This window comes from Kiloniella sp., assembly GCF_048259265.1.
Taxonomy (GTDB): Bacteria; Pseudomonadota; Alphaproteobacteria; order Kiloniellales; family Kiloniellaceae; genus Kiloniella.
Genome location: NZ_JBLXHT010000004.1, coordinates 124,132 through 143,789 on the forward strand (window position 1 = coordinate 124,132; position 19,658 = coordinate 143,789).

Consider the following 19,658-nt stretch of genomic DNA (forward strand, 5'->3'; position numbering starts at 1 on the left):
AATTGAGCTTCTGGATATTAGAAAGGTGGCTAACATTTCATTGCCAGCCACCTTATATCACTTAAACTTTAGGCGCCCTTTTATGCAAAAGGTGCTTCCAGCTCTTCTTGCTCAAAAGTTCTCAATACAGCCGGGTGTTTGCTCATAAGAGAAACATTTTTACCCAGAAGCTTCATTTCACTCGGTTTTTTAGGAAGAAAACGCCCCCAACGGCAAAGCATCAGGAGATAAAAATCCAAAAATGAAATTGCCTTACCCATCATATACGGACCCTTTTTAGCAAGCTGGGCTTCGATTATCTCAAAATACTCCATCAAGCGTTGCTCAGCGGCATCTTTAATCGCCGCTGCATCAGACGCATCGCTGCTGTAACGTTCGGAATAATAATAAACCAGAAACTCTGTTTGGATCGTATTCGTTAAAAACATCAACCATTGATAAAACTTGGCGCGCTCCGGCGTTGCAACATCGGGCACCATGCGACCTTCGGGGTGTCGGTCTGCGAGATGCATGCAAATTGCAGCTGTCTCAGAGATAACCATGGCGCCATCTTCCAATACAGGAATACGGCCCGAAGGATTCAAAGCAAGATACTCTGGGCTTTTATGGGCTTGCTTATTCCGATCGACATAAACAAGTTCATAATCAACACCGAGTTCTTCCATCAACATATGCGGTGCAATGCTTGCGTTACCAGGGTAGTAGTGAAGTTTATACATTAGAAGCCATTCCTGTACTGAAAAACATCCATTAACAGTTTGTTATCTATGCTCAAAGCGTGGCAATAAAACGATAAAGCAAAAATAATAACAAAGCACAAAATTGATTTTAAGTTGCGATATAACACATCAGCTATCAACGCTTTTTGGTCAAGGCATAACTATGAATGAAAGGGCGACCTGTGCGCACAAAGATGTGAACTCATAGCGTAATACACGCATAAGATTCAATATTCACAAAAATCACACAAGTCCCAGAGTAAAACACGGCAATTAGAAAGGAATTGGTAAGGATTAGTACCTAGAATCATACACCGTAACAAGATTAGGTACAAATGTAGTAGATGATAGAAAACCGCCAATATAAAAGGTATGCCGCAGGGGATAATGCTTCCTTGGGCATTGATGGTTCTTGGCATCCTTGTTCGGTCCAAAACCTTTCTGGAAATGGTCTTTTTCTAGAAACCTTTTGTCGCCCACCTATTGGTACTGTCGTGGAACTCGATTTAAGCAGTTTGGGCAGGTATTCAGGTACTGTTGTGCGACACGCTTGGGATGGTGTTGGCGTACAATTCAGAGACGGGCACCCCCACACACCACACCTCCCCGATCATCGTCAGGGTGCACTTTTTACCAATATCTGATCGCCAATATTTGATTAATCACTCTATTTAACAAAGTGCCAGTAACAGAATTCCTGGTGATAAGCATATATTTCTTCAGAATTCAAAATTTGAATACTAAATAAGCCTGATTAATATTCTGTCGTTTTAGGCAGCCGGTTTTCTGTTCTTAAGTTTTAATGCTGTGATTTTATAAACATCCAGACCTGTAATGCTCGAAATTTCACGGATTGTGAGCTCTGTTTCTCTCAACAAAACAGCAGCGTGAATTTTGGGAGGCATACCACGTGGTTTTTTATTTCTAACTTTCACAGGACTCGCCAATGATTTTTGAGGCTTGTTATCCTTTGCCAATCCTCGTTCATAAGCAGCTTTTAGCGCAGCTTCATGACGTGCTTTTTCTTGCTCAAGATGGGAATCCATCAAATGGAGAGAATTTGCAAAAACCCGTTCCGTTGCAGACATACTATAAGAAGCGGGGCGTGCCTTTTGCTTTGGCTCGTCTCTTGGTCCACCTTCCGCGGCCTCTTCCAAAGACATGTTATGCTTTGCCGCCATACGCTTAGCAGCAGCCAGAGCATTCTCTCTCTCTCCGTCATAGGGGCTTAGGGCCGCAACCTGTAGAAGGTTGTGAAACCTGATACGCTCTGCTTCTGAAAATCCCTCACTAATGGTCTTAGTTCCTTTAATCTGTTTCCAAGCCACCCATTATACGCAAACTCTGGCTTATGGGCAGTAAACTTTATTTATTTTCTTCTGTTTTTTTCTTCTGGTGTTCTGTTTTTGGGTCTCTAAAAGGATCAGGCTCTTTCACTTGATACTTTGCTTTTCCCTCAATTACATTGAGCAACAGGATAAAGGGGATAAAAAATATCCACATTATATAGTAGAAAACCTTAGCCAATAGAATCGCTCTCCACTTTATTCCTTGAAAAACCCCTATCTAAACGCATCCTAGTTCTCTGCATCCTAGTTCTCTGCGCCGTTTGTTGAATCAGCTTCGGCTTCAATAGAATATTGGCCAGCAGTGGTTTCGTCTGCCAACCCAGCATGAAGGGTTAACATCACAATTTCCGCATCGATGCCATCTTCGAAAATTTTGACCATTTCTAACCGACGGAGCATTTCTTTTGAATCTTCCGGGCCATTAAAATCCTCGAAATCTTCCTGCCCCAGAATACAATAACTTAAAAAACCAGCCAGATCATGAAGGGTCGCTTCTGGGTTATCTTTCAAAAGGTCCCGATCTTTTGCCAACCGCCACAAAGTTAATTTCACTGCATCAGGAACAACAGCACTAAACGTACCCGCCCGCTTCAATCCATCATCGATCATATGGATTTCTTTTTTCCGGCCAAAAAATCCAAAAATCATAGGTTTGATCTCGCAACAAAATTCATAGTTAAAAATAATCTCAGTTCAAAAGCACCCCGATCTAAACCAAGGGTATAGATCAAGAATCATAAAAATGAAACTCCGGGATTAATCAGCAATAAAACTCAGCACGGAATCACAACGTAAGAGATGGTTTCCTCAAGCCCAGAAACTGGTAAGTTAAATATAAATTTTCAAGGATAACTATTTCTGAATCATGTGTGGACGTTTTGCCTTAACCACCCCTATCGCTGACTTAAGTGACCTTATGGGCTTCCCTGAGCGCCCCAACCTGGAAGAACGGTATAATATATGCCCCACTCAACCTGTTGCGGTCATTGTTCTTGGTTCGGACAAAAAAAAGCACTTTACACTGCATCGTTGGGGGCTAATCCCAAATTGGGTTAAAGAACCGAATCTCAACAACCCAATGCACAACGCCCGTAGCGAAACAGTCAACGAAAAACCATCCTTCAAAGGTCCCTTTCGGGGCAGGCGTTGCCTGATTCCCGCCGACGGCTTCTACGAGTGGCAAAGCGGGTATTCAGGGAAAACAGGTAACACAACAAAACAAGGCTATTACATCACACAAACCAACGATGCGCCCTTTGCTTTTGCGGGAATTTGGGATGATTGGCTGGGCGCAGATGGCAGCGAAATGCAATCTTGTGCGATTCTGACGGTCGAAGCTAATCACGACATTTGCCATATACACCATCGTATGCCCGTCATTTTGCCAAGGAAAGATTACAACACATGGCTTTTCAAAGGGGGGAATGACCTGTTGAAGCCACTCCCAATTAACAGCCTAAAATCAACCCCCGTAACCAGCTATGTGAATAATGCACGCCATGAAGGTCCCGCCTGTCAGGAACCACAAGCTCAACAAGCACAACTTTTCTAACGCTTAATAAGCAACAACGTTAAACCGTCACAAACAGACCTTAAATTTCGGTAATACAGAAAATCTGTCCCCGAAAAATATTTAAAAAATATTTCTAACATCTAGCCCTGTTCTCCTTTGAAACAGATCACTATCATCAACTTTCTTACCAATCAGCCCCTATAAAAGGCCTTATAATGTCTAAAATAGTTGTCAGTGATCTCCTGATTTATCCCGTTAAATCTGTTGCCGCTATCTCAATGCCCAAGGCTTCTGTGCTGACTGCGGGCCTGGCTGGGGATCGTCGATACCTGATCACAAAACCCGACGGGACCTTTGTTACTGGGCGAACACACCCAAAAATCACAGCGATTATCTGCACCTATCAGGGGGCTCTTTTAACTTTGTCTCATGAAGACAAAGAGCCCATCCTCCTAAATCCGGAAAGCTTCACTGATACATATCAAAACAGTAATGTTTGGGGTACGGATCTGATCGGACAGGAATGTGGTGCTCAAGCCGATAAATGGATAAGTGATCTTCTCGGAGAGCCAATGAAACTGCTCTATTTCGGCAACAGGTCTGAACGCTTTATCAAGCAACATCCAGAGAACGATGTCGGATTTGCTGACGGCTTTCCAATTCTCATCACCGCAAATAGCTCATTAAACGAGTTAAACAGGCGTTTACTTGCCCCTGTTTCAATGGCTAATTTCCGCCCGAACATTACAGTTAGTGGCACCTTGCCTTTCGAGGAAGATGGCTGGTCCTTAATCAGGATTGGCGATGTAAGATTCGAATTGCCTAAACCCTGCGCGCGCTGTGTTTTTACAACGGTTGATCCCTTTGCCCATGCCGCAGATAAAGTTCTTGAGCCTCTAAAAACGCTCACCGAATTTCGCCAAGTTCAGGGTGGAAAAGACGTCATTTTCGGGGAAAACATGATTCCCTTGAATACAGGAACCATTCAAGTTGGTGATCCTGTCGAAATACTAAAAACCAAGTCCAAACCACATTACATTGATAATTGGAAACCAAAATCAGCGCGCATTACCGCTCACCTGAAGCCTAGGCCAGCAGAAACTTTTGACCAAGCCCCCATATTGCTGAGGTGCGTACAGGTCATAGACGAAACCAAAGATGTGAAAACTTTTAAATTCACGTCTGATCCGGTAAGACGTTTTTCCCATCAACCCGGTCAGTTTCTGACTCTCCATATTCCAATTAACGGCGAAATCGTTAGCCGTTGCTATACCATTTCCTCCACACCATCACGCCCGGATACGATTACAATTACAGTCAAACGGGTTAATGGCGGACGTGTTTCCAATTGGCTGCACGATCACGTTGCTGTTGGATCCAGTCTGGAAGCAATCGGTCCGGCTGGCGTTTTCCACTTAAAAGAAACCCAGAAGAAAAAAATTCTGATGATTTCTGGCGGGTCAGGCATCACCCCCATGCTTTCCATGACCCGGTTCATCACGGATACAGGGCTGGATTATGACATCCATTTCCACCATTCCGGCCATACTATTGATGACTTGATTGCTTGGTCGGAGCTATCCTTGCTTTCAAAGCAGTTTCCCCAGCTAGAACTATCCTACAACACAACACAGGGTCTTCCTTCCTCTCATTTGGCAGAACACGGTATTAAGGGCCGAATCTCGCCAAAGATATTAAAGGAAGTTTGCCCCGACTATATTGAGCGCGATGTATTCGTCTGCGGCCCTGATCAGTTTATGGAAACTGTGCAAACGCACTTGATGAACAATGGCCTGCCAAAAGAACAATACAATCAAGAAAGCTTCACCATAGAACCAACTCTGCCACCAGAAGATGGATCAGCTGCAAGCTATTCAATCCACTTTTCTAAATCGGGTATGACTGCGGAAATAAAGGGGAATCAATCCGTTCTCGATGCGGCAGAAGCTGCGGGGATTGATATTCCCTACAGCTGTCGAGGTGGACTGTGTGGCACCTGTAAAAGCGAGTTAAAAACTGGCGAGATTACAGCACCCAATGCGATGGGGTTAAGTGAGGAAGACACAGAAAACAACCTCTTTCTCGCCTGCTGTAGCTTTGCCAAAAGCGATATCGAAGTCGATCTGTAAGCAAACAGGACCGGTACAAATAATCAGTTAAGATGGAAATAAATGCAGGCATCCATTGTACATAAGCACAATGGATGCCTGAGAATATATATCCCTTTAATCTTGCTGTAATACCGGAATATTACGGTAAAGATCCAAGGCCTCTGGATTAGCCAGCGCTTCCTTGTTGCCAACTTCCCGTCCATTAATAATATCACGTACAGCCAGCTCGGTGATTTTACCCGATCTTGTTCGCGGTATATCTGAAACTGCAACAACCTTTGCCGGAACGTGGCGCGGTGTACAACCGGTTCTGATTCTAGTTTTTATTTTCTTGATCAGCTCCTCACTAAGGCCTTCAACACCATCCTGCAAAATAACGCAGAGAACCACCCGCACATCGCCGTCCCAGTTTTGACCAACGACAATAGCTTCACGAATTTCTTCCAGTGTTTCGACCTGACGGTAGATCTCAGCAGTACCGATGCGCACGCCGCCGGGGTTAAGCGTCGCATCAGAACGACCATGGATAATCAAGCCGCCATTTTCCGTAACTTCCAGAAAGTCACCATGGGTCCAGATATTATCAAAGCGTTCAAAATAAGCTTTGTTATAGCGTGCCCCATCTTCATCCCCCCAAAAGCAAAGCGGCATGGATGGGAAAGGTTCCGTACAAACCAATTCACCCCGCTCATTGGAACCGTCATCTGACTTGGCATCAGACACAGGCTTGCCCTCATCGCTAAAGGCAGAAACCGCACAGCCTAACGCAGGTGTTTGGATTTCCCCGCGATACACAGGCCCAATAGGGTTTCCAAGCATAAAACAGCCCAGAATATCTGTTCCGCCAGCAATCGATGCCAGCTGAACATCTTTTTTCACATGCTCGTAAACAAAATCAAATCCTTCGGGTAACAGGGGGGACCCGGTAGAATAAATCGCCCGAAGTGCTGGTAATTTATAATTTTGGATTGGGCTTTCACCTGCTTTTTTCAAGGTATCCAGATACTTGGGTGACGTCCCAAAATGGGTCACCTTTTCCTGTTCCGCCAGATCGAATAGAATTGTTGGACTGCCCGCAAACGGCGATCCATCATAGCAGATCAATGTTGCGCCACAGCCCAATCCGGCGGCAAACCAGTTCCACATCATCCACCCACAGGTGGTGAAATAAAACAGGCGATCATTTTCTTTCAAATCACCGTGGAACTTGTGCTCAACCAACTGCTTCATCAACGCGCCACCTGCACGGTGAACAATACACTTGGGCACCCCCGTCGTCCCCGAAGAGAACATAATATACAGAGGATGATCAAACCCCTGTCTGGAGAAGGCTATTTCTGTGGGCTGGAAAGGACCGACAAAATCCCGCATATCGATCGCCTTTGGCAATCTGGATAGATCCAGATCCGCACCCGACCAAGAGATTACAACAATCTTTTCAATCGCTGGGATCTCTTTCACAACCTCTGTAACCTTGCCCAAAACATCGTGATTTTTCAGATTATAATCATAACTATCAGGAGCGATTAAAACTTTTGGTTCAATCTGGCCAAAGCGATCCAGAATACCCTGTGCACCAAAATCCGGTGAAGCCGAGGACCAAACACCACCGACGGCAGTTGTTGCAAGCATCGCGATAATGGCTTCCGGCATATTCGGCATCAATCCGGCAACACGATCACCAGGTCCAACACCCTGTGCTTTCAGCGCTTGAGCAAGGCGGGAAACTTCATTGTACAAATCATCTCTACTTAGTGATCTCTGACGTCCTTTTTCGCCCCAGAAAACGATAGCATCCTGATCACCGCGATGACGCAGCAAGTTTTCAGCAAAGTTGATTTTTGACTGAGAAAACCATGCGCTTGATTTAATATCCTGATCATTACGCGTATAAACATGACCGCCCTTTTCGCCAGAGAGATCAAAATAATCCCAGGCCGCGGACCAAAAATCGGCGATATTCTCTACTGACCATTTATGCAGATCAGCAAAATTATTCACCTTTGTTCTATTCTGTTGATTCAGCCAGGCCATAAAATCGGTGACAATCGCATTTTGCACACGATCTTCGCTTGGTACCCACTGTGGTTTGGTCACTGAAGTCATATCGCCTGTCGCTCCCTGATATTTTTTTATGTGTCGATTTAGACTAGCGATCATTTATGCTGCACCGCACACCAACCGTCAAGGGATGGGATATAGATGCGCGCGTTGAGCGGGCCACTAATCAAAGTTACGATAAAAAGTGAACAGATACTTTTGTGCTTATTCCTTATGAATCTCATCCATAGACGCCGTGATATAGTTGACCAACCGCAGCCCGGCTTCACTTAAGTTTCCCTGACGATAAAACAGACCGACTTCGACATCTACCAACCCCGGATAACCGTTCTCCACAGGCACGACTTCCAGACTGCCCGGCACTGTTTTTTCAGACAAAACAGTCAGACCCAAGCCTGCCTTTACCGCGGCTTCGATACCTGATTGACTAGGACTGGAATAAGATATGCGCCATTTCTTTCCGGCTCTGTTCAGCGCATCCACTGATCTCTGACGATAGATACAGCCCTGCGGATAGACAATCAGAGGCAAGGTATCTTGCGATAACAATGCTGCATCCCCGTTGCCGACCCATGCCAGACGATCAGACCATGTTTTGGCCAACGAAGGTGACGGTGTATCCGAACAAAGGGCAATGACCACATCGTACTCATTCTTGTCCACGGACTGAATAAGATCACGACTGATCCCGCAATCAACTTCCAGCGTGATTCCGTCGTGGGCACTGGTAAATCCGCCTAGGATTGTCGGCAACAGAGAAACCGCAAAATCATTTGGCAAACCGACCCTGACAACGCCCCCGACTTTCGGGGTTTTCAATCTGGAGATAACCTCATCATTCAGCGCAAGGATTTGTTTGGCATATCCGCGCAGAATTTCCCCCTCTTCAGTGAGTGTAATCTTTCGCCCGCTCCGGTTAAAAAGCGATATTTCCAACAAATCTTCCAGCCGTTGTAGTTGAAGACTTATCGCAGGTTGAGAACGTCCCAATGTCTCTGCTGCGCGAGTTATGCTTCCCAAATCGTTCACAGTAGAGAAGGTACGTAACAGATCAGTGGGGACATTAATCATGGCGCGAAAAACACATTATCTGGCAACCTAGGTTCGTTTTATGGACAAGATAAAGCTTATCAATATTTTAGACAGGAACAAAGCCTGTTCGCCGTCAACGAGTTTTTGCACCGGATGGAGAGCTAAAAAAGAATATCACTCCCAAGATATAGCTCCTGATTTTGACAGAATTCCTTTGGCTGAAATCATTTGTTTCAGCTTTCCCGGATGCCGCATGATGTATATTTGGCTTATCTGTCCCTTTGCGTCATATCCGAATGATAGTGCCGCATGCACTTTACCCTCCTCCACAATCACCAACCCCAAAGTACCATTCAGTACTTGAGTCATAATCGTCATGTCTCGCCATGCATGCGATAGAATATCTTCAATAAATCGGCAAATCGCGTTATGACCAACAATGACATCGCGCACAGCCTGCACTTTGCCACCACTATCCGCGCGCAAATCACTATCTGCCCGTAACATGGTTCCCAGATCGTCAACATCTCCAGTTCGGATCGCCTGCTGAAAAGCTTCTAACAATTTTTCTTGGTGTTGTTTTTCCGGCACATGCCGCACATTATTTTTTGCCACATAGTTTCGGGCCCGTGTTGCCAACTTACGGCAATTTGCCGGTTGCATATCTAGCACGCTTGCCACCTCGTCAAACGGCATCGAAAATACATCGTGTAGCAGGTATGCCGCCCTCTCCTTTGGCGTCAGTCTTTCCAACAACAAAAGAAAGGCTGTTGTCAAAGACGAAGCTATTTCTATCTTCTCTTCCGCACTGGCTTCAAATTCCGTTTGAATTTGATCCGGTATCCACGAGCCAACGTAATCCAGTCTTTGATGACGGGCCGACTTCAGTTGATCCAGACAACGGTTTGTACAAACGCGTGATAACCAACCGACAGGATTTTCGATCTCCGGGCCAGAATAAGAGACCCATTTCAAATAGGTGTCCTGCACAATATCCTGTGCATCACTTACAGACCCCAACAAGCGATACGCGAGCCCCATAAGCCTGGGACGCGATAGCTCAAATGCATCTGTTTTATTTTCAGGTGTTTTATTTTCAAGCATTATATGAACCTCATCATATCAATGCTTGGATATCTGTATGCGGTTCCACAAATTGATCATCCCGATATCTGTCGTAATTAACGTGATTTCCTTGTCAGAAAAATATCGCCGTAACTCAGAACGAAGTTTCGCATAATTTATTTTTAGGTCCAATGTTGTCAACGCTTCGGTCCACGCCAACGCGGCCCGCTCTGGTTCAGAAAATACGTCCACATGACGCCAGACAATCACTTTATCCAGCTTGTCCTGACTAACTCCGGCTTTTCGCGCGTCAGATATATGCATATTAACACAATAGGCACATTGATTTATTTGGGATGCCCGTAATTCAATGAGTGCAGACAAAGAATGTTCTAAACCACGCTCTGCCATCATCACATGAATCTGGCCTAGATACCCTATTAGTTTTGGGTCATTTTTTTCATGCATAACGGGTTTTTCAGATGCCAGAGACACAGAAGCCAGAGACTTAGAAGAAAGAGGCCCAGAAGACGTTGTCATCATCGTGTTTCCTTTGCTGTTCTTAGAGTAGCTTTCAGGAATATGACGCTTGATGAACACGTAATGTGACACGGATGTTCTATTTATTTCAAAAATCTGGTTATTTCAAAAATCTGGTTATTTCAAAAATATGATCAAAAGAAAACCCGGCACCAATATACCGGGTTTAAAGTTTGAGACATCAGAACCTCCAAAATGGAGTTTCCAAACAAGGAAAGGTATTTATTTACTGATAATGTTGTGCTCCGGACCGTAAGGGAATTTAGTAATGTTTTCAGCACCATTTTCACCCACAACCAGAATATCATGTTCACGGTAACCGCCAGCACTGGGATTACCTTCTTCGATCATGATCATTGGTTCCATAGAAACGACCATACCCGGTTCCAGGACAGTTTCGACATCTTCACGAAGTTCCAGTCCCGCTTCACGACCATAGTAATGGCTCAACGTTCCGAAAGAGTGGCCATACCCAAAAGTCCGATACTGCAACATATCGTGCTTTTTGAAGATTTCATTGAGCTCAAGCGCAATATCACAGCAACGAACACCGGGTTTAATCAAATTCAGACCTGCTTCGTGAACTTCAACGTTGACTTTCCAGTATTTCATATGCGCATCGGACGCATACTCGGCAAACAACGTTCTCTCTAGCGCAGTATAGTATCCGGCAATCATCGGAAAGCAGTTCAAGCTCAGGATATCACCCGATTCAATCTTCCTGCTGGTCACGGGATTATGGGCACCGTCTGTATTGATTCCTGACTGAAACCATGTCCAGGTATCCATAAGCTCTGCATCGGGGAAAATCTTAGCAATATGACGGATCATTGCCTGTGTTGAGTGAAGAGCAACCTCATGCTCAGGAACGCCCACAGCAATCGCTTCTGCACAGGCCGCCCCGCCAATATCAGCCGTCGCTGCACCATGTTTAATAATCTCGATTTCTTCGGCGGATTTTATCATCCGCATCCGCATTGTCGATGCACCGATATCAACAAACTCCGGACTACCAAGAGCCGCAGCCATTTTGTTTTTGTTATCGATGTTAATATGATCGAATTCCAGTCCTACACGGCTCAGGTTTCGTCCCGACAGCTCATCCTTAATCGCAAAGAAATAATTATCTTTTTGCCAATCCGTATAGATGACGTTGTCATCAAAGCTACGTCTCCACGGCTGCGCACCATCAATATTCGCCGTTACAGAGATATGTTTATCCTGTGTGACAATCAGACCGTAAGGACGCCCGAAGGCACAGTACACAAAGTCATTATAATAATTGATATTGTGATAAGAGGTTAAAACCACGGCATCGATATCATTATCAGCCATATGTCGACGTAGGTTACTGATACGGCGTTCCATTTCTGATCTGGAAAATGTGCCTCGTACTTTTTCTCCGTTACGGATGCGCAGTGTGCGTTCCATTGCTGACTCCAATAGTAGGGGAATTAATTTTCATCCTATTGGTATCAAAAAAAAATTTATAAAAATAATTTATAATATGAATTCAAACATTAATAATGAAAATGAATGAGGGCCACCTTCGGGGGAAGGCGACCCTCGATACGCAAGCCAGCAATCTTTTAAGGGAAAAGTTGCGGCTCAAGCGCAAACGGATTGTGAGAGGCGATATCTGCTCACAATCACTGTAACGCCCCTGCTTAGGCCAAAAAACAACCACTGCGCAACAAGAATTTATTAGGCTAATTTTGTGTAAAATTTTATATACTTTAAAGACTTAAGGCTATTACGTTTAATAGCAAATAAAAACAATAGCTTATAATTTAACCCATCTGTTCGATAAGCAAATATGAGCGCCTTATTCATACAAACAGGAAAGATAAAATTATCGAAAATTATTCTGTATTAACATCAGTCGAGTACGTGAATCTCTTTTAGATTCCAGATCCAATTTACAGTCGAAATTTTCCTATAATTCATTTCGCCTTCTATTTCCTTGATCATACAAGGCAATAGAAGGCGGATCGGTCCCTTCTTCTCAACTCTGATCTCACGAGACTGATATCGTGTCGCGACAAACAGACAACTCGCAGGCCACTTCGCAAGGATCAAATCAATTGCATAGCCACCTAAAGCAACCATTCTAACTTGTCTAGCATCTGATATTCCCGAGGCTCTTAGAATATCTGGCAATAATACTCCTTGATATGGTCCAGCCTCATTCTCCCAGATTGGCGGCAGTGAAACTTCATAGAGAGGTAATTTTTCAAGATCCACGGTTCTGAATTTTGAAATTTCCTCTCCCTTCTTAACCATAAGCACACGTTTATTGCTAATAGAGGTCTCTAAATTTTCTTTGAAAAAACTGACAGAGCTTACATCAGCATAGGCCTTTGAAACCGCAATAAAAAATATACTTACAAAAATCAAAACTGGTAGAAAAGGACGCTTATCCACTAGACTAACTCTCAAAGATTTTTTCTGATAAACATATGATAAATATCAATAATTAATAAAACACCTAACTTATGGTGTTTTATTTAAGTCATTTGATGAGAAAACATTATTTTACTGGACCTTCTCCGTCTATCGTTAAGGGTTTGAGTTACTTGTAAAAAGAACATAGCTCAACGTTGCAAGATACAGCCTGCTAAGCCGAGGTATCAGATTCAGAAAAATAGAATACCGAAAGATCGTGATTTTTCATCTTATTAGTGGGTAATAAACTTTGGCCACTTTGGAACCTTGTCTAAATATATGTAATGTTATATCATTACATATATTTAGAGTTACGCAATGACACACCCCCAAAGACTAAAACTCAAAACATTGATGAAAAGCTCGGTCTCTTGAGAGGCCTGAGCGGTAAGGCATAAAAATGCAGTTGACTAAATCCCTCACCCACACCGAAGCTGACGTTATGGTGCAAGGAAGCGACGCATCAACACTGTCACATATCCAACAGCGTGGTGTTGCAGCAGCTGTCTGGCAACGAGAACTAGCATTAGATTTTTCGGACTGGATCAGAGAACTCAACCCGGAAAACTTGCCACAATTTCGGAGCCTAGTAACCGTAGACGCACTTGAAAAAAGCATCCATGCAGCTTGCGACCTGTCGCATACACCACCCGGCAAGCATCGCGATATGTTGGCTGGGGATATCGCTGCACTAGGATTCATTATGAGCGAAATCATGGAGAGTTCTTTACTTCATGTTCGGATCGAACCTGTGAATACAAACGCTTGCCGTAAATTCCATGTCGACAATATGACCGCCCGCATGCTTTGTACATATCGCGGAAGGGGTACTCAGATCGCGCAACGAGGTGCTGAAGACACACCAATCACTGTGTCTGCAGGAGATGCTATTTTACTGCGTGGCGCTCGTTGGCTTGGAAAGGAAGAAACCACGCTGCAGCACCGTTCTCCACCAATCATAGGAACTGGAGAAACCCGTTTGTTGCTCGCGATAGACCCGGGTTCAGACTATAAACCTGAAATTGTTAATCATTAAGCTCTGTGGCCGTTTTACGTATTCAAATACCACTCCGGCTGAGAAACATCACATGCCCAAAGAAAGACAGTCTCAACAAAATCACAGCGTTGTGGTGACCACCCCCTCAGCTATCGACAAAGCACACACCGTGTTTCTACGCTGGGTAGAGGCTGTATCAACGCACGATATCGATACGGTTTTGGCACTATACGCAGAAGACGCCTTTCTCGTGCCAACCTTGCAAAATAAAATCTGCTCAACCACACAGGACCGTTGCCTCTATTTCGAAATGCTACTTGGAAACCCTGATCTAAACTGTCGTGTCGACGAGTGGTATGCACGATCCAATCACAATCAGAAAACTGTTGTCCTGAGCGGACACTATACGTTTACATTTGCTGTTGATAAAAGCAGACAAACCATTCCGGCACGTTTTATTTTCACGTTCGAATGCATCAACAGCACATGGCTAATTACTGGTCATCACTCATCACAGTTTATCTAGGAGTGCTGTTTGCTTGAGCGATAGTGGATCGACAAATGTTGTTTTATACTCTTTATATTAAAGTGGCGGGTTGCAAAGTTTTTAACCGGGATATCCGCGACTGATGATGAAGAAACAAAAAAAGAAGTCATCACGTTGAGTTTACACCCTCAGAAATAACTTCTTTTCTTAAAATAATAACCTTTCAAAACAAGATCTAAGCACCTGTCTCTCTTGCGGCCCCTTCAATTGCTGTTGGCTTAGCGATCACAATTTCATTGCTTTCAGTATTCTCTAACACCAAAGATGTACCTGCTTCTTTCCTAACACCTTTTGGCTCAGATCCCTTCGACACAAGAGCATTTTCCTCCGTTAATACTGTCGGACGTTTCCAGGCAAGGGAATCAAAAGAGCCACAATCACCACAATGAGCTTGCCAATTTTCAGCAATCGCTCCACAAGATTCACAAACCCAGTTATGCGCAATAAGCGCCGTTTCTGATTTTTCAAACCACTCTGCAGCAGCGCGACTGTCTCCATGTTCTTCCTGTTCCAATCTCCCCATCAAACGACAGACCAACCGGCTAGGACCACCTTGATCAGATGCCTGCTTCAGGTGACGGCGTGCTTCACCCCACAACTTCGCTGCTAAATTAGCTTCGGCCAAGGCAATATGACTTTCATAATGATCTTTATTCTGAGCAACCATCTGGCCCAAACGCTTGGCTCGCTCAACGTTACTTTCAGAAGGCCAAAGGGTTAGGAAGACACGGGCTAGATCACGGTGAGGCTGTTTGCCCCACGCTTTTTTCAATGTTTTTTCAGCATCCTTGATTCGCCCGGCACGATTATAAGCCTCAGCCAGGAATGCCACAGCTGGTACCAGATCAGGCGCGAGTTTGTAGGCCTCTTTAGCGAAAGCCAACGAAGCCAGGAGATCCCCCTGATCATTTACTTTCAAAGCTTGCTGTAACTTTACAACAGCCCGTTTTCGCGCCGCTTCAGCAGGAGCAAGATTTTTCGTCTTGGCCCCTTCTTTCAACGCCTGATCCGCAATTGCAAATTGCCCCGTTGCTTCCGAAAGCTCAAACAAACTTTCCTGAACCCAAGGCGTTTTGGGGCTCAAGGCATGTGCTTGTTTGGCAAGCTCCAGCGCCTCGGTAAAATCACCACGCCGTTGGGCTTGCATCAAAAGCCCACGTAACCCGAGAAAACGGGTCTCCTTGTCTTCCAACATAGCTTTGAAGTAATTGGTCGCAGCTTCCTCATTACCTTGCAACTGTGCAGCTTGAGCAGACAAAAGCATGGTCAAAGGCGGTTCATCTGATAACAAATTCTCCGCTTTTCGGGCCATCGCAAGGGCCGTATCGGCTTCGCCAGCGGCCACAGCAACCATGCCGTGGGTCAAAGCTTTATACCCACGTTTCTTGCGATTATCTTGCCGGGCCTGGCCAAACAGTGCTGGCGCGTTGATAAGACTACGCCAAAACCGATAAAGAAATGCGGCAGATATAGCCAACGCAGCAGCAGCAAGGAAAAGCACTCCAACTGTTGTTTCCAGACGGTACCCAATCCAATCTACAGAAACCAGACCAGGACGATTCGCAATCCATATGACAATCGTTAGAACAATTGCCAGCTTAAGAAAATAAATCAGTGTTTTTTTCATTATTCAATACCTCCGGCACCGCTACCCTGTGCCGTGACACCGATCAAAAGCAACGCCAGTTGTTGACTGATTTGTTCGCCTTCTCGACGTTGCTTGGCCAACAAAAGCCAATTTTCCATGCCAGAGGTCGCTGCAGAAGTGAGATTTTCGAGTTCCTGCAAAGCACCCGATAGATCACCATCTTTCAGATAATTTTCTGCACGAGCCAGAACACTGGAAGTCCCCTGTCCGTCAAGGATATCAATTGGACGTATGGAAACCACATCTGTTACCCGGCCGATGGCTTTATCAACCCAGGTTTGCCCGCCCGCAATCTTATCAGCCGAAAGCGCATCGCGTGCAGCTGATGGGAAACTCGCCCGCAGATCAGTCAAACTAGGCAAGCCGACAGCTGCAAACGAAGAAAGCGGAGACACCAGTTCACGAATAGTGCTGTTTTCCGGCGCAACAGCGCGGACAAGATCCAGTTCTTTCACGAAAGGGCCAGATCCGCGTAAAGCATCACGTAACTGCAGAACCCCAAGCGCAAGATAAACATCACCCGTTGCAGGACCTCCAACCAATGACTGAGAAGGAACTGCGTCCCCAGACTTAAGGCTTGCAACTTCTAAGATCAAAGCGTTCATTTGTGTTCGAATAGACGCCAATTGTTGAACAGAGGCCCCGTCAGAACTGTCCCCAACGGAAGATGAGGCAAATCCCGTACTCTCGATAGCATCCATGCGTTGGCGTGTTTGCTCCAGCTCGGTTCTCAGGGCCTCAACCAAATCCTTATCTGCATCACTGGATGTGACAACCACTCCACCGTCGGTCAGGTCATTGAGCTGCCGTTCCAGCTCTGATTGCTGAAGTTTTAGCGTCCGTACTGTTTCTGAAAGCGCTAGAAAACGATTTTGATCAATGATCTTGCTTTGCGCATTGAAAACATCTTGCTCCAAGTCGACGATTCGCTCTTCCAAAGAACTGACACTTGTTGTTTCCGCTTCGCCCCCAAATGTCGGAATTTTCTCAACAAGGGGTAACCACTCACTTCGAAAGAAAACGGCAGCTGCCATGGCCAGAGCACAGAAGCCAACCCCGTAGAAGAAGCTGTTCAGACTTCCGCCCTTTTTAACAACCGCAACGGTTTGCGTATCAGAGAGCAGTTCATCAGCTTTGTTTAGTCCCTGACCGATACCATTATCTTTTTCAACACCCGTGTTTGCCTGAGCGTCATCATTCTTATCGCCGACAGCTGCCTTTGACCCGGACACCGGTATAGCGCTCGACGCTTTAAGAGGCGACTTTATATCGGACTTACCACTGGAACTATTTGAGCCAAGATCACTCGAAGCGCCTTGTTCTGCTTCATCTGAAAGTAAAAGATCACTTTCGCGAACCCGAAGCACATCAAGTGTAATTTTCGCTTTTGCCGCGGCTCTTAGTATATCTTCATGGCGAGCAGAAGGAATTGAATCGCGCTCTTTCCAACCTTGGACGGTGCTAACAGCAATGCCAAGTTTGCTGGCCAAGGGCCTCAAACCACCAAAGGCATTAATAATTTCCTGTGTTGGACTTTCCGTAACCGCTTCTTTATCAAGCGATTTGTTTTCATCTTTTACAGAAGAACCTGTTGTCGGTTTGTTTGATTTGTCGCCCTGTTTGCTGGCCATAGCATCCTCTGTTATCCAGATTGTGTAGATCCAAACGATCGAAACACGTGATTAAGGAAACTATGCGCCAGAGTTAAGGTAAAATCTAGTACGTACGTACACTTATTTGTTTGAGGCGATTAACTTTATCATATCAGCCCTGTTTGGCTGTTCTGATACCAAAACCTTAACCCCGCGTATTTGCTCAAAGCAATCGGCAACCGCGTTGCTCAAACAATAGATGATTAAGCCCTCTAGACTGGACACTAAATTCTCTTGGGATACCAATGCCAAGAACACCTTGGAAGAACGTGGCGAAAAAAAGCTTATCTCGTTGATTTTATTTTCTTTTAATAATTTTTTTGTTTGCTTAAGCAACACTTTGGATGACATGGCTTCGTACAAAACTTCACGACGATAAAAATAACCAAACTGGTCAAGATCCACCTGAAGATCCCCTGCTATTTTTGACGCTGCAGGATGTAATAAAACACCCTTTTTTGTGCTCAGTTTTTCCTGAACCAGCTTCGCTAAATCACCCACATCACCCTTGGCAGAATAAACCGTTTCGAATCCACACTCACGCGCGGCTTCAGCAGAACTTTCCCCAACACAAAGCGCTGGAAATGAACGATCTTTACTATTCAGTTGATAAGCACGTACACCATTTGCAGAAGTAAAAAGAACAGCCTGTACGTCAGAAAGATCTAGTTCAGCAGAATTTTGAAACACAATGTCAAAAACGGCATCAAAACACACCTCGCGCCCCAACAGACGAAGTTCAGAAGCAAAAGGTTCCTGATCTGCTTGTGGACGCGTAACAAGGTGAGTGATCATAACGACCTCTATAACGAATCAAGGACAAATCAAGACTGCTGCACTTCCAATATTTTGAAAAATTCTTGACCAGCCTGCTCTTTTAGGTCTCGTCCTGCAGAGCGCCCCATTTCCTCAGCCGATGATATCGGGCCACGCCGCTCTGTTGTGAATATTTTACTACCATCTGTCGCTGCTAGCATCGTACGAAGATAAAGCTCATCGCCTTCTATTTCAGCAAGAGCAGCAATTGGTGTTCGACAAGATCCATCAAGTTCCGCGAGGCAAGCCCGTTCGGCGGTAATTCGTTGCATCGTCGGTTCATGATGGATGGCATCAACATAGGCACGAATACGATCATCACCCTTTCTTACCTCTAGCCCGACAGCACCTTGTGCCGGGGCTGGCAACATTTCTTCGGTTGAAAGTGCTGCCGTGATCAAGTCGGATTGTTTCAGTCTATTCAGGCCAGCAACAGCAAGCAGTGTAGCATCAACTTGCCCTTCTTCCAGTTTACGTAGTCTAGTCTGAACTGAGCCACGAAAGGTAATAACTTCAATGTCTGGGCGTTTTGCTTTGATCTGGGCCTGTCTGCGCAAAGAAGCAGAACCAACAATAGCACCTTTCGGAAGCTCTGCCAGTGAGTTGGCTTTCGAAGAGAAAAGTGCATCACGGGGATCTTCCCGCTCCAGAACTGTGGAAATTTCCAACCCATCAGGCAACCACGTCGGCACATCTTTCATAGAATGTACTGCAATATCAATGCTGCCATCCTGAAGACCGTCTTCAATCTCTTTGGTAAAAAGGCCCTTACCACCAATTGCAGACAACGCCCGATCTTGAATCTTATCGCCAGTGGTATTAATCACCACAACCTCGACCGACTCATCATCCTTTAAATCAGAATGGACCTCTTGCAACAGGCGTTTAACTTCAAAAGCTTGAGCTAAAGCAAGGGGGCTTCCCCGGGTACCAAGACGAAGAATAGGATTATCAGTCATAAATTATTGCCATACGTTTCTGTGAGTCTGAAAAAAAGAATTTATCCAAAGAAAATTCGATCACGCGCACCTTACTCTTTCAGTCCCGTTTCGACAATTCTTATGGTGAGAGTAAATCACGCGGCGAACCGACGCAGAGCCGATCTTCCCATAACGATACCTTCAGAATATAAAAGTGCCGTAGATACGAATGATTGAAATCAT

Annotated in this window: 19 protein-coding genes; 5 read left to right on the forward strand and 14 right to left on the reverse strand. The window is 45.0% G+C overall.

Annotated features, from left to right (window positions below; genetic code table 11):
• Window positions 1–80: 80 nt before the first annotated feature.
• Entirely contained in the window at window positions 81–719 is a 639-nt protein-coding gene (locus ACN0QW_RS08785) for a glutathione S-transferase family protein (protein WP_417430637.1), read from the reverse strand.
• A 344-nt stretch (window positions 720–1,063) separates the two neighbouring features.
• On the opposite strand from ACN0QW_RS08785, the gene ACN0QW_RS08790 reads away from it, so the two are divergent.
• A complete protein-coding gene (locus ACN0QW_RS08790; protein ID WP_417430639.1) occupies window positions 1,064–1,363 on the forward strand; it encodes a PilZ domain-containing protein in 300 nt (99 codons plus the stop codon).
• A gap of 126 nt (window positions 1,364–1,489) precedes the next feature.
• On the opposite strand, the gene ACN0QW_RS08795 is transcribed toward ACN0QW_RS08790, so the two are convergent.
• The 3 genes from ACN0QW_RS08795 to ACN0QW_RS08805 form a co-directional block, all read right to left on the reverse strand.
• Window positions 1,490–2,047, reverse strand: coding sequence for a hypothetical protein (locus ACN0QW_RS08795; RefSeq protein ID WP_299377150.1), 558 nt, complete (start codon window positions 2,045–2,047; stop codon window positions 1,490–1,492).
• Between the two features lie 37 nt (window positions 2,048–2,084).
• Window positions 2,085–2,246, reverse strand: coding sequence for a hypothetical protein (locus ACN0QW_RS08800; RefSeq protein ID WP_417430641.1), 162 nt, complete (start codon window positions 2,244–2,246; stop codon window positions 2,085–2,087).
• A gap of 65 nt (window positions 2,247–2,311) precedes the next feature.
• Window positions 2,312–2,716, reverse strand: coding sequence for a hypothetical protein (locus tag ACN0QW_RS08805; RefSeq protein WP_417430643.1), 405 nt, complete (start codon window positions 2,714–2,716; stop codon window positions 2,312–2,314).
• A gap of 217 nt (window positions 2,717–2,933) precedes the next feature.
• Between ACN0QW_RS08805 and ACN0QW_RS08810 the strand changes: the two genes are divergently transcribed.
• Both ACN0QW_RS08810 and ACN0QW_RS08815 read left to right on the forward strand, forming a co-directional pair.
• Window positions 2,934–3,620 (forward strand): SOS response-associated peptidase, encoded by a 687-nt coding sequence (locus ACN0QW_RS08810; RefSeq protein WP_417430645.1) that lies wholly within the window; start codon window positions 2,934–2,936, stop codon window positions 3,618–3,620.
• Between the two features lie 176 nt (window positions 3,621–3,796).
• Window positions 3,797–5,710: an MOSC N-terminal beta barrel domain-containing protein gene (locus ACN0QW_RS08815; RefSeq protein WP_417430647.1), complete on the forward strand. Its 1,914-nt coding sequence runs from the start codon at window positions 3,797–3,799 to the stop codon at window positions 5,708–5,710.
• Between the two features lie 96 nt (window positions 5,711–5,806).
• On the opposite strand, the gene ACN0QW_RS08820 is transcribed toward ACN0QW_RS08815, so the two are convergent.
• The 6 genes from ACN0QW_RS08820 to ACN0QW_RS08845 all read right to left on the reverse strand — a co-directional run bounded on the left by ACN0QW_RS08820 (window position 5,807) and on the right by ACN0QW_RS08845 (window position 12,814).
• Window positions 5,807–7,798 carry an acetoacetate--CoA ligase gene (locus tag ACN0QW_RS08820; protein WP_417430649.1) on the reverse strand — a complete coding sequence of 664 codons (1,992 nt, stop codon included), beginning with the start codon at window positions 7,796–7,798 and terminating at the stop codon, window positions 5,807–5,809.
• 159 nt (window positions 7,799–7,957) lie between these two features.
• Complete coding sequence (locus ACN0QW_RS08825; RefSeq protein ID WP_417430651.1) at window positions 7,958–8,824, reverse strand: LysR substrate-binding domain-containing protein; 867 nt, start codon at window positions 8,822–8,824, stop codon at window positions 7,958–7,960.
• 135 nt (window positions 8,825–8,959) lie between these two features.
• Entirely contained in the window at window positions 8,960–9,889 is a 930-nt protein-coding gene (sigJ, locus tag ACN0QW_RS08830) for an RNA polymerase sigma factor SigJ (RefSeq protein ID WP_417430653.1), read from the reverse strand.
• A gap of 18 nt (window positions 9,890–9,907) precedes the next feature.
• A complete protein-coding gene (locus ACN0QW_RS08835) occupies window positions 9,908–10,393 on the reverse strand; it encodes a carboxymuconolactone decarboxylase family protein (RefSeq protein WP_417430655.1) in 486 nt (161 codons plus the stop codon).
• Between the two features lie 219 nt (window positions 10,394–10,612).
• A complete protein-coding gene (locus ACN0QW_RS08840; RefSeq protein ID WP_417430657.1) occupies window positions 10,613–11,821 on the reverse strand; it encodes a M24 family metallopeptidase in 1,209 nt (402 codons plus the stop codon).
• A 447-nt stretch (window positions 11,822–12,268) separates the two neighbouring features.
• Window positions 12,269–12,814 carry a hypothetical protein gene (locus ACN0QW_RS08845; RefSeq protein WP_417430659.1) on the reverse strand — a complete coding sequence of 182 codons (546 nt, stop codon included), beginning with the start codon at window positions 12,812–12,814 and terminating at the stop codon, window positions 12,269–12,271.
• Between the two features lie 421 nt (window positions 12,815–13,235).
• Between ACN0QW_RS08845 and ACN0QW_RS08850 the strand changes: the two genes are divergently transcribed.
• Together ACN0QW_RS08850 and ACN0QW_RS08855 are read left to right on the forward strand one after the other, a co-directional pair.
• Complete coding sequence (locus tag ACN0QW_RS08850; RefSeq protein WP_417430661.1) at window positions 13,236–13,871, forward strand: DUF1826 domain-containing protein; 636 nt, start codon at window positions 13,236–13,238, stop codon at window positions 13,869–13,871.
• Between the two features lie 52 nt (window positions 13,872–13,923).
• The gene (locus ACN0QW_RS08855) at window positions 13,924–14,358 is read left to right on the forward strand and encodes a nuclear transport factor 2 family protein (RefSeq protein ID WP_417430663.1); all 435 of its coding nucleotides are present in this window, start codon (window positions 13,924–13,926) and stop codon (window positions 14,356–14,358) included.
• 196 nt (window positions 14,359–14,554) lie between these two features.
• Here the strand turns inward: ACN0QW_RS08855 and ACN0QW_RS08860 are convergent, their stop codons facing one another.
• The 4 genes from ACN0QW_RS08860 to hemC all read right to left on the reverse strand — a co-directional run bounded on the left by ACN0QW_RS08860 (window position 14,555) and on the right by hemC (window position 19,454).
• Entirely contained in the window at window positions 14,555–16,006 is a 1,452-nt protein-coding gene (locus ACN0QW_RS08860; RefSeq protein ID WP_417430665.1) for a heme biosynthesis protein HemY, read from the reverse strand.
• Window positions 16,006–17,658, reverse strand: a complete 1,653-nt coding sequence (locus tag ACN0QW_RS08865) for a COG4223 family protein (protein ID WP_417430667.1) — start codon at window positions 17,656–17,658, stop codon at window positions 16,006–16,008. The genes ACN0QW_RS08860 and ACN0QW_RS08865 overlap by 1 nt, the downstream gene beginning before the upstream one ends.
• 102 nt (window positions 17,659–17,760) lie before the next feature.
• On the reverse strand, window positions 17,761–18,474 hold the full coding sequence (locus ACN0QW_RS08870; RefSeq protein ID WP_417430669.1) for a uroporphyrinogen-III synthase: 714 nt from the start codon (window positions 18,472–18,474) through the stop codon (window positions 17,761–17,763).
• 29 nt (window positions 18,475–18,503) lie between these two features.
• On the reverse strand, window positions 18,504–19,454 hold the full coding sequence (gene hemC / locus ACN0QW_RS08875; protein WP_417430671.1) for a hydroxymethylbilane synthase: 951 nt from the start codon (window positions 19,452–19,454) through the stop codon (window positions 18,504–18,506).
• Between the last annotated feature and the right edge of the window lie 204 nt (window positions 19,455–19,658).

Excerpts from the sequence above, each read along its gene's own strand:
- ACN0QW_RS08785 (WP_417430637.1), bottom strand. The coding sequence starts at position 719 with ATGTATAAACTTCACTACTACCCTGGTAACGCAAGCATTGCACCGCAT.
- ACN0QW_RS08790 (WP_417430639.1), top strand. The coding sequence starts at position 1,064 with ATGATAGAAAACCGCCAATATAAAAGGTATGCCGCAGGGGATAATGCT.
- ACN0QW_RS08805 (WP_417430643.1), bottom strand. The coding sequence starts at position 2,716 with ATGATTTTTGGATTTTTTGGCCGGAAAAAAGAAATCCATATGATCGAT.
- ACN0QW_RS08810 (WP_417430645.1), top strand. The coding sequence starts at position 2,934 with ATGTGTGGACGTTTTGCCTTAACCACCCCTATCGCTGACTTAAGTGAC.
- ACN0QW_RS08815 (WP_417430647.1), top strand. The coding sequence starts at position 3,797 with ATGTCTAAAATAGTTGTCAGTGATCTCCTGATTTATCCCGTTAAATCT.
- ACN0QW_RS08820 (WP_417430649.1), bottom strand. The coding sequence starts at position 7,798 with ATGACTTCAGTGACCAAACCACAGTGGGTACCAAGCGAAGATCGTGTG.
- ACN0QW_RS08825 (WP_417430651.1), bottom strand. The coding sequence starts at position 8,824 with ATGATTAATGTCCCCACTGATCTGTTACGTACCTTCTCTACTGTGAAC.
- sigJ (WP_417430653.1), bottom strand. The coding sequence starts at position 9,889 with ATGCTTGAAAATAAAACACCTGAAAATAAAACAGATGCATTTGAGCTA.
- ACN0QW_RS08835 (WP_417430655.1), bottom strand. The coding sequence starts at position 10,393 with ATGATGACAACGTCTTCTGGGCCTCTTTCTTCTAAGTCTCTGGCTTCT.
- ACN0QW_RS08840 (WP_417430657.1), bottom strand. The coding sequence starts at position 11,821 with ATGGAACGCACACTGCGCATCCGTAACGGAGAAAAAGTACGAGGCACA.
- ACN0QW_RS08850 (WP_417430661.1), top strand. The coding sequence starts at position 13,236 with ATGCAGTTGACTAAATCCCTCACCCACACCGAAGCTGACGTTATGGTG.
- ACN0QW_RS08855 (WP_417430663.1), top strand. The coding sequence starts at position 13,924 with ATGCCCAAAGAAAGACAGTCTCAACAAAATCACAGCGTTGTGGTGACC.
- ACN0QW_RS08860 (WP_417430665.1), bottom strand. The coding sequence starts at position 16,006 with ATGAAAAAAACACTGATTTATTTTCTTAAGCTGGCAATTGTTCTAACG.
- ACN0QW_RS08865 (WP_417430667.1), bottom strand. The coding sequence starts at position 17,658 with ATGGCCAGCAAACAGGGCGACAAATCAAACAAACCGACAACAGGTTCT.
- ACN0QW_RS08870 (WP_417430669.1), bottom strand. The coding sequence starts at position 18,474 with ATGATCACTCACCTTGTTACGCGTCCACAAGCAGATCAGGAACCTTTT.
- hemC (WP_417430671.1), bottom strand. The coding sequence starts at position 19,454 with ATGACTGATAATCCTATTCTTCGTCTTGGTACCCGGGGAAGCCCCCTT.